Source organism: Dietzia papillomatosis NBRC 105045 (genome assembly GCF_001570845.1).
In the GTDB taxonomy this organism is placed as follows: domain Bacteria; phylum Actinomycetota; class Actinomycetes; order Mycobacteriales; family Mycobacteriaceae; genus Dietzia; species Dietzia cinnamea.
The window spans coordinates 1-1,512 of the sequence record NZ_BCSL01000105.1 but is presented as its reverse complement, the minus strand read 5'-3'; the positions used below and the strand labels follow the sequence as shown (position 1 = coordinate 1,512).

Annotated in this window: 1 protein-coding gene; it reads left to right on the top strand. The window is 66.5% G+C overall.

Annotated elements, in window-relative coordinates:
* Positions 1-103: 103 nt before the first annotated feature.
* The gene (locus tag DPA01S_RS15980) at positions 104-1,504 is read left to right on the top strand and encodes an IS1380 family transposase (protein WP_061917912.1); all 1,401 of its coding nucleotides are present in this window, start codon (positions 104-106) and stop codon (positions 1,502-1,504) included.
* The last annotated feature ends 8 nt before the right edge of the window (positions 1,505-1,512 follow it).

The window sequence follows — 1,512 nt, the reverse complement described above, 5'->3', positions numbered from 1 at the left end:
AATCTGCGGATCGCTGGGCGAAAATAGACCGAAGTGCTTCCTGAACAGGGGAAACTGGGACTTGTCTAGAGCTCCAGGTCCTCAAGCAGAAAGCACTCGGTAGGTGAAGCGTACTTCGTGGTCGGCTGGTCTGTCCGTTACTGCCGATGGTGTCGGGGTGATCTCTCACGCCGGCGCCATCGCTCCACGCCTTCTGGCTGATCAGGTCGGTCTGACCACCGAGCTGTCAGGGGCCATGGCTCGCCGCCGGTTCATCCCGATCCATGACCGCGGCCGGGTGTTGACCGATGTCGCGGTGATGCTCGCCGATGGCGGCGAGTCCATCTCCGACATCGGCGTCCTGCGCCACCAGTCCGGCGCCCTGGGCCCGGTGGCCTCAGCACCGACGGTGTGGCGGACCCTGGACGAGATCACTGCCGGCAAGCGTAAGAAGATCCAAGTCGCGCGGGCCCGTACCCGGCGTCACGTGTGGTCCCACCTGCCCGGCGGGGTTCCCGCATCCAAATGTGCAGGTCGGGACCTCGGATCGACGATCGTGCTCGATGTGGACGCCACCATCGTGGTCACCCACAGCGAGAAGGAGAACGCCGCGCCGACGTACAAGCGCACGTTCGGGTACCACCCGATCGGCGTGTGGTGCGACAACACAGAAGAGTTCCTCGCCGCGAGCCTGCGCCCGGGCAACGCCGGGTCAAACACCGCCGCCGACCACATCGACGTCCTGGGCCAAGCAATCGCCCAGATCCCCGCCGCTCACCGGCGCGACCTGCTGATCCGCTCCGACGGCGCCGGTGCCTCCCATGACCTTCTGGATTGGATCACCGAACAGAACGGCATCCGCGGTCGACGGGTGGAGTACTCGGTCGGGTTCTCGGTCACCGCCCCGTTGCGCCGGGCCATTGCGATCGCTCCCGAGGCTGCGTGGGGGCCAGCGTTGAATCCCTCCGGCGACATCCGGGACGGGGCTGAAGTTGCTGAGCTGACCGGGTTGCTCGCCTCCAGGATGCTCGCGAAGTGGCCGGACGGGATGCGGGTGATCGTGCGCCGCGAACGGCCCCACCCCGGCGCCCAGTTGTCGATGTTCGAGGAGATCGACGGGTGGCGCTACCAGGCGTTCGTGACCAACACCATCACTGGTCAGCTGCAGTTCCTCGAGGCCAGGCATCGGGCTCACGCCCGGGTTGAGGACCGGATCCGCCACGCGAAAGACACCGGGCTCGGCCGTCTGCCCTCACGGGAATTCGCGCTCAATCAGGCCTGGCTGGTGGCGGTGATGATCGCCGCGGATCTCGTGGCCTGGACCCGGATGCTGGCCTGCATCGGCGCGGCCGCAGTTCTGGCCTTGTGCGAGCCCAAAGCGCTGCGCTACCGCTTCCTGCACGTGGCAGCCCGGCTGACTCGTAGCGGACGACGGCGAAAAGTGAAGATCCCCGAAACGTGGCCCTGGGCCACCGCCATCGTCGCCGTGTTCAACACAATCGCCGCCATCCCCAAACCAGCCTGACCTCACCT